The organism is Tahibacter sp. (assembly GCF_032229445.1).
In the GTDB taxonomy this organism is placed as follows: Bacteria; Pseudomonadota; Gammaproteobacteria; order Xanthomonadales; family Rhodanobacteraceae; genus Tahibacter.
In genome coordinates this window covers 1-8,478 of the sequence record NZ_JAVTWC010000075.1, presented here as the reverse complement: position 1 = coordinate 8,478, position 8,478 = coordinate 1, and the positions used below count along the sequence as shown (strand labels likewise).

3 protein-coding genes are annotated in these 8,478 nt (G+C 68.0%); 2 read left to right on the top strand and 1 reads right to left on the bottom strand.

Annotation, left to right across the window (positions count from 1 at the left end; all coding sequences use genetic code 11):
- Positions 1-341 precede the first annotated feature (341 nt).
- Positions 342-3,521, top strand: a complete 3,180-nt coding sequence (locus RUU78_RS13530; RefSeq protein ID WP_313917427.1) for a proprotein convertase P-domain-containing protein — start codon at positions 342-344, stop codon at positions 3,519-3,521.
- Between the two features lie 406 nt (positions 3,522-3,927).
- Positions 3,928-6,531, top strand: coding sequence for a M14 family zinc carboxypeptidase (locus RUU78_RS13525; RefSeq protein ID WP_313917425.1), 2,604 nt, complete (start codon positions 3,928-3,930; stop codon positions 6,529-6,531).
- A gap of 245 nt (positions 6,532-6,776) precedes the next feature.
- Here RUU78_RS13525 and RUU78_RS13520 read toward each other — a convergent pair.
- The coding region (locus RUU78_RS13520; protein WP_313917423.1) for a DegV family protein at positions 6,777-8,478 on the bottom strand (1,702 nt) is incomplete at its 5' end.

Below are 8,478 nucleotides of genomic sequence, written 5' to 3'. Positions count from 1 at the left end.
CCGACAACATCAACAAGACGGTCACGCTGAACCTGTCCAGCGAAGCGCTCAACGGCACCTGGAACCTGCGCGTCAACGACAACGGTCCCGGCGACACCGGCAGGATCGACAGCTGGAGCGTCACGTTCTGACCACGACGGCAGCCTAGTCCTGCCAACCGCGACCCCGGCGCAAGCCGGGGTCGCCTCTATCTGGCGCAGGTCCAGCCGCACAGGGGGCGGAGGGACCGGCATTGCCCATCCAGCCGGAAACGGCTGCGCCGACGCGGCGAAGCCGCGGCGACGACACTCCTTACCCCCTGAGCCAGTGGCAGCACACCTGCCGCTCGCGGAGAACCGATCATGCACGTACGCCCTGCCCTGCAGCGCCACCTGCTCTTGTTCGTGGCCGCTCTGTCCCTCACCACTGCCGCCCGCGCGGAGTACGACCAACCGCCCGACACCGGCGCACGCGACGGCAAGCCGCGCGAAGAAAGCTGGCAGATCGAACAGCGCCAGCGGTGGTTCATCGAATCGCGCGGACTGGACCGCGTGCTCAACCCCGGCGTCGAACGCAGCAAGGCAGCGGCGGAACTCAAGGCGCAGGTCGAGCGCCTGGCGCCGCAGCAGCGTGCCGTCGGCGAGACCTGGTCTCCCCTGGGCCCGTCTTCGATGACGATGGGCAGCTGGGTCATGGGCCGCGTGGCCGGCCGCACCAACGCAGTCGTGCCGCACCCCAGTGACGACAACACCGTGTATTTCGCCGCCGCGGCCGGCGGCGTCTGGAAGACCACCGATGCGGGCGCGAACTGGACGCCACTGTTCGACCAGGTCGGCACGCTGCCGATCGGCGCGCTGTTCGTCGAGCCAGCGGCACCGTCCAATGTCTGGGTCGGTACCGGCGACAAGAACGGCGGCGGCTGCGCCGGCTATTTCGGCCAGGGCGTCTATCTCAGCAGCGACGCCGGCAGCAGCTGGCAGGCACGCAACGGCAGCGGTGCCGGCGCCATGCCCTTGTCCATCGTCAACGCGATCGCGGTCCAGCCGACCGATGCCAACGTGGTGCTGGCCGGCGGCGCCGGCAGTTGCAGCAGCACGGGCGCGTTGTCCGGCTCGGGCCTGTACCGTTCGGCCGACCGCGGCGCCAGCTGGACCAAGACACTCAACGGCAATGTCGAGGATCTGATTTTCGTACCCGGCACGGCGACGGTCTACGCGGGCGTCGGCGGCGGCGGAGTATATAAATCAACAAACGGCGGCGCGAGCTGGACCGCAAGCAGCAGCGGCATGACCGTGACCGGCGCACGCCTGCGCCTGGCGATGGCGGCGAGCAATACCAACGTGCTGTACGCCCTGCTCGGCAGCAACCTGTACCGCAGCGCCGACGGCGGCGCGAGCTGGACGCTGCGCAACAGCGGCGCCTGCGACGGCCAGTGCAGCTACAACCTGGCCATCGACGTTCATCCGACACAGCCCGACACGGTCCTGGTCGGTGCGATCCGCGCGTCGCGCTCGACCAATGGCGGCACCAGCTTCAGCTTCCTGACGACCAGCTGGGGCAGCAGCCAGACCGTCCACCAGGACACCCACGTCGTGCGCTATTCGCGCAGCAATCCGAACCGGTTCTGGATCGGCAGCGACGGCGGCGTCTGGCGCACGGAGAACAGCGGCAGCAGCTGGGTGAACATGAATTCCAACCTCAATGTCACCCAGTTCTACGACATCAGCGTGCACCCGACCAACCCGGACATCGTCTTCGGCGGTGCGCAGGACAATTCGTCGTCCAGCCGCAGCACCAGTTCGGTATGGGGCCTGACCATCGTCTCCGGCGACGGTTTCATGAACGCGATCGATCCGACCAATCCGTCCATCGTGTTCCAGACCAGCTATCCCTCGGGTGGCTTCCCGAGCATCTACCGTTCGACCTCGGGCGGCGGCGCTGGTACTTTCTCGACCTTGTCCACGAGCGGGCTGACATCTTCGTCGAGCTTTCCCTGGGTCACGCCGCTCGCCGTCGCCGGCAACCGGCTCTTCGTCGCGTCGAACGTGATCTACCGCGGCACCACCTCGGCCAGTCCGTTCTCCTGGACCGCCATGACCGGCAGCCTGGGTTCGGCCGTGTCGGTGATCAGCCCGGCGACCATGGGCGTGCTGACGCCGGTCTACGCCGGCACCTCGGGCGGGCGCATCTTCGCCACGCCGGATGCGGCCGTACCGAGTCCCACCTGGACCGACGTGACCGGCAACTACCCGGGCGGCGTGGTTTCGGATATCGCCATGGACCCGCTCAACGCGCAGCGCGTGTTCATCACGCGGGCCGGCTTCGGCGCGTCGCGCCTGTACCGTTCCACGAGCGGCGGCAGCAGCTGGAGCGCCGTCGGCGGCGGCCTGCCCAACGTGCCGGCCAATGCGGTCGCGATCGATCCGCTGAATACCAACCGCGTATTCGTCGGTACCGACGTGGGCGTGTATGAAAGCAGCGACGGAGGCGATAACTTCATTGCCTTCTCCACCGGCCTGCCGCTGGGCCTGGTCGTCACCGACCTGGAAATAGATAATTCTCCACACGTACTCACGGCTGGCACCTACGGCCGCGGCGCCTGGAAGGTCACCCTCAACGCTGGCGGAAACCAGCCGCCGGTCGCGAACTTCAGCAGCAGCACTAGCGGTCTGACCGCCACGTTCACCGACAGCTCCACCGACGCCGACGGCACGATCGCGTCGCGCAGCTGGAACTTCGGCGACGGCGGCACTTCCACGGCGACCAACCCGGCCCGTACCTATGCGACGGCCGGCAGCTACACCGTCACGCTGACCGTCACCGACAACGCCGGCGCGACCAACGCGACCTCACGCCAGGTCACGGTCGGCGGTGGCGGTGGCACGGTGCTCAGCAACGGCGTGCCGGTCACCGGCCTGTCCGCGGCGATCAACGTGGACACGATTTATACGCTGACCGTGCCGGCCGGTGCGGCGAACCTCACGTTCGTGACCAGCGGCGGCAGCGGCGACCTCGACCTGTATGCCCGGTTCGGCTCTGCGCCGACGACCAGCGTCAACGACTGCAAGTCCGAAGGCTCCGCGAATGCGGAAACCTGCACCATCGCCACCGCCCAGGCCGGCACCTACTACGTGATGCTGCACGCGTATGCCGCCTACTCCGGCGTCAGCCTGACCGGCAGCTACACCACGAGCGGCGGCACGCAGACCTACAGCAACACGACCGACTACACGATCAACGACAACGCCACGGTCGACAGCCCGATCGTCGTGTCCGGCCGCACCGGCAATGCGCCGAGCAATGCCTCGGTCACCGTCGCGATCGTGCACACCTACCAGGGTGATCTGAAGGTCGACCTCGTCGCTCCGGACGGCACGCTGTACAACATCCACAACCGCACCGGCGGCGGGACCGACAACATCAACAAGACGGTCACGCTGAACCTGTCCAGCGAAGCGCTCAACGGCACCTGGAACCTGCGCGTCAACGACAACGGTCCGGGCGACGTCGGACGGATCGACAGCTGGAGCATCACCTTCTGACGGCAACGGCACGCTGCCGACATGGCGATCCCGGCGCAAGCCGGGGTTGCCTTTTACACAGCTACGCAACCGCAAGACCCTTCTTGTCGTTCGCCTGGCCGCAACCCGTCGGTCTGTGGGCGGACAGCCCGGACAGGGGTGCGCGTGTCGCTCATGTACAACTTTCAACAGGTACAGGAACTGCGACGCATATCCGCCTGCGCGATCGCACGACCTGCTATCTACCGATATGGCCGTCGTTGCACGACAACGGCTGCGACGGGGCAGCCCGCGCAGCGGCGGCATACCGCGGCGCCGCAACAGCGCCGCTCTCGCGCGGCGCCACGGGTGCTCCTGCTCAGGCCCGGTTCGCCGAACCTCACGCCGGCCGTCGGGGAGGATGGCCGGCCTGACCCTGGAGATTCACATGCTGTCCAAGTTGGTCCTATTGCCGCTGGCCATCGCCGGCGCCTTGAGTGCGCCTGTCCACGCCAGCGAGACCTGGTTCGTCACGGCAACCTACGAGAAACCCGAACAGCTACAGGCCATCGCGTCGCAGTTCCAGCATCTCATCGTCGATCGCAAGACCCGGACCGTGCGCACCGAAGCGGATGACGAGGCCATCGCCGGCCTGCGCGCCGCCGGTTTCGTCGTGACGATCGACGACGCGGCGTCGGCGAAACTGCAGGCCTTCGACAAGGCGATGCGCACGGGCGCGGGGCTCAAGAGCATCCCCGGCTACGCCTGCTACCGCACCGTCGAAGAAACCCAGACGACGATGAACCAGCTCGCCGCCCAGAAGCCGCAGCTCGCCGACGTGCTCGACATCGGTCCGAGCTGGGAAAAGACACGCAACGCCGCCAACGGCTACACCATGAAAGTGCTGCGTCTCGGCAACAAGGGGACCGACGCCACGCTGCCGGACAAGGCGAACATGGTCGTGCTCAGCGCCATCCACGCGCGCGAATACACCACCGCGGAAACGATCACGCGGTTCGCCGAGTGGCTGGTCAACGGCTATGGCAGCGATGCCGAAGCGACCTGGCTCATGGACAACTTCAAGTTCCATCTGCTGCTGCAGGCCAACCCGGACGGCCGCAAGAAGGCCGAAGCCGGTTCGAGCTGGCGCAAGAACACCAACACGACCAACGGCAGCTGCGGCAGCTCCAGCGCCGGCGTGGACCTGAACCGCAACTTCCCGTTCCACTGGAGCACGGTGCCTGGCGGCTCGAGCGGCGATCCGTGCAACGAAACCTATCGCGGCCCGCTGCGTGCGTCCGAACCCGAGACGCAGAACATCATCAGCTACGTCGCCGGCACGCTCGGCGGCAACGGCAGCTACACCGGCGGCGTGCTGCCGGATCGCCGCGCCGACGCGGTATCGAGCGCCGCGCCGGAGGATTACAAGGGCGTGTTCATGGACATCCACAGCTATTCGCAGCTCGTGCTGTGGCCCTGGGGCGACACCTCGGCGGCGGCACCGAACGGTACCGCGCTGCGCACGTTCGGCCGGCGCATGGCCTGGTTCAACGGCTATTCGCCGGAACAGTCCGTCGAGCTGTATGCGACCGACGGAGCGACCGACGACACGATGTACGGCCTGCTCGGTGCACCGGCCTATACGATCGAACTCGGCGTGTCGTTCTTCGAAAACTGCTCGACGTTCCAGAACTCGACACTGCCGCAGAACCTGGCGGCGTTACGCTACACGGCGCGCAACCTGCAGGCGCCGTACAAGCTGCCGGCAGGTCCTGATACCACGGCAGTCAGCGTCGCGCCGGCCAGCGTCGCGGCCGGCGCGACGGTCACGGTGACCGCGACCGTCGACGACAGCCGCTTCAACCAGTCCAACGGCAGCGAAGCCGTGCAGGCCATCGCATCGGCCGCGGCCTATGTCGATGCGACGCCGTGGCAGGCCGGCGCGGTGCCCGTCGCGATGAGTGCGAACGACGGCAGCTTCAACGCGAGTTCCGAAGTCGTGCGCGCAACGATCAGCACTGCCGGCCTCGCGCCCGGCGTGCATCGCGTGTTCGTACAGGGCACCGATGCCGCCGGCAAGCCGGGCACGCCGAACGCGGCGCAGTTCACCGTCACGGGCGGCGGAGGCGGCAACGTTCCGCCGGTCGCGAACTTCGGCGTCGTGACAAACGCGCTGACGGCGACCTTCACCGACAGCTCCACCGACAGCGACGGCAGCATCGCGTCACGTGCCTGGAATTTCGGCGACGGCGGCACATCCACCGCGACGAACCCTGCCCGCACGTACGCGGCAGCCGGCACCTATACGGTCACGCTGACCGTCACCGACAACGCCGGCGCGACCCACGCCACGACACGCCAGGTCAGCGTCAGCAGCGGCGGTGGCAACGTGCTGCAGAACGGCGTGGCCGTTACCGGCCTGTCCGGCGCGGCCAGCGCCGAAACGGCGTATACGATGGTGGTTCCGGCCGGCGCGACGGGCCTGAAGTTCGTGATGGCCGGCGGTACCGGCGACGCGGACCTGTACGTGAAATTCGGTTCGGCACCGACGACGGCCAGCTACGACTGCCGTCCCTACCTCGGCGGCAATGCGGAGACCTGCACCATCGCCACGGCGCAGGCCGGCACCTACCACGTCCTGCTGCGCGGCTACAGTGCGTACGCGGGCGTCAGCCTGACTGGCAGCTACACCACCGGCGGCGGCGGCGGTACGCAGACCTACAGCAACGGCACGGACTTCACGATCAGCGACAACGCCACGGTCGACAGCCCGATCGTCGTGTCTGGCCGCAGCGGCAACGCGCCGAGCAACGCCTCGGTCACGGTGGCGATCGTCCACACGTACCAGGGCGACCTCAAGGTCGACCTCGTCGCACCAGACGGCACGCTGTACAACATCCACAACCGCACCGGCAGCGGCACCGACAATATCAACAAGACGGTCACGCTGAACCTGTCCAGCGAAGCACTCAACGGCACCTGGAACCTGCGCGTCAACGACAACGGTCCCGGCGACACCGGCAGGATCGACAGCTGGTCCGTCACGTTCTGATCGGCACTATCGACCCCTCTCCCGCAAGGAGAGGGGTTTTGCATTGCGCCGCCCCGGCACGAAACCCGCAGGGCGCATAGGTTGGCGGTGAGCGCACCGAACTCCGGCATCGAGGCATTTTTGCCTGCCGCCGTGATTCGGCGAAAGGAGCTTTAAATCCAGGCCTGATCGCAGATTTTCTTCGCCGGGCGATCGCCCTGGCCATGGCACCTCGATGTCGGAGTTCGCTGCGCTGCAGAACTTTCCTAGGGCTCGGCGGCATGCGGCAGCAGACTCACGACGACGGCGCCCGGTCCCGCGTGCACCGAGATCGCCGCACCGACGGGCACGATGTCGATGGCTGCCTGCGGCAGCGCGCGGCGCAACGCCTCGGCGAGCGTCTGCGCCTCGGTCGGGTTGTCGCAGTGTCCGATGAGAATCCTCGCCCAGCGCGCGTGCGGTTCCAGGCGCGGCAGCAGCCAGCGCGCGAACCGTTGCGGCAGGTCGGGCCTAAGGCGCAGCGCGCTGCGCAGATGCAATCGTCCGTCCGTACCGACCGCGGCGACGGGGATCAGCCCGAGCCAGCGCGTCAGCGGCAGCGTCCAGGCCGGCAGGCGGCCGCCGCGCACGATGTGGCTCAGGTCGCGCACATAGGCGAACAGCGGCGTCTGCGCCGTCAGCGCATCGATGCGGGTGACAATGTCCGCGGCGCAAAGCCCCTGCACCGCCAGCTCGGCGGCGTGTCGCGCGAGCAGGCCCTGCCCGCACGATGCGGTGCGTGAGTCGATGACGTGCACGCGACTGCGATCACAGCGCCCGGCGGCGCTTTCGCCCGACTGCAGTGTTCCGCTGACTGCGCGCGACAGGCCGACGTAGACGACTTCCTCGTGATGGCTGAGCAGAAAATCGAACAGGCGGCGGAAATCACCGGGCGGCGGCTGCGAGGTGCGCGGCACGGCCGGGTTGCTGCGCAATTCCTGGAAGAACTCACCCGGTGACAGGGAGACCTTGTCCAGGTAGTCGCGCTCACCGAAGTTCAGCCGCACTGGCACCAGGTGCAGCGGCAGCTGTTCCAGCGCGTCATCGGGCAGGTCCGCGGCGGAATCGGTGACCACGGCGACGCGCGTGCGCGAACGGGTCGCGCGCTGCTGCGACTGCATGTCGTCGGCCTTACGGCTGCTGACCCGGCCGAAGCGGGCAAGCGTGTCGTAAAGCTGCTGCGGCTGGTCCAGATGGACGTGCACGCGCAGCTTTTGCCGCGTGCCGGCGAGCACGAGGCTGGAATGATCCAGCGTCTGCAACGCCATGCGCACAGCGTCGCGCTCGATCGCCTCGGCGCTGAGCACGCATTCGGTGCACCAGCGGTGCTGCGCGTCGTGTTCGCCGGCTTCGCTCATGACGCCAAGGTCGCCACTGCGGTAGTAGCCGAGCGCCGCAAGTCCGGAGCGGCCGCGCTCGAGGTAATCGTTGATGCCTTCTATCAGCTCGACGAAGCCCAGCGCGCCAGCGTCGACTACTCCCGCCTTGCGCAGCACGGCAAGCTGATCGGGCGTGCGCGCGAGCGCGTCGCGGCTGGCCGCCACGGCCCGCGCCCAGCACTCGCGCAGATCGTCGGAACCGCGCTCGGCGTCGCGCTGCAATGCCGCGGCGAACGCGGCGATCACCGACAGGATGGTGCCTTCGCGCGGATCGGACACAGCGCCGCGCGCCTGGCGGGCGCCGAAGCTCGCCGCCGCCGCCAGTTCGGCCACACCCAGCCGCGGCTGGTCGGCCAGATGCTCGCCGACGCCCTGCAGGAACTGCGCGAGGATGGCGCCGGAATTGCCGCGCGCGCCGTCGATGGCTTCGTCACCGGCGCGGCGCAGCAGTCCACCGGCGCTGCACAGGCGCAGCGGCCGCAGCGCCTGTTCGACTGCGCTGAGGGTGAAGGCGAGGTTGGAACCGGTATCGCCGTCGGCGACAGGAAAT

What these genes read in the sequence shown, in the direction of transcription:
- RUU78_RS13530 (WP_313917427.1), top strand. Translation starts at nt 342, where the DNA reads ATGCACGTACGCCCTGCCCTGCAGCGCCACCTGCTCTTGTTCGTGGCC.
- RUU78_RS13525 (WP_313917425.1), top strand. Translation starts at nt 3,928, where the DNA reads ATGCTGTCCAAGTTGGTCCTATTGCCGCTGGCCATCGCCGGCGCCTTG.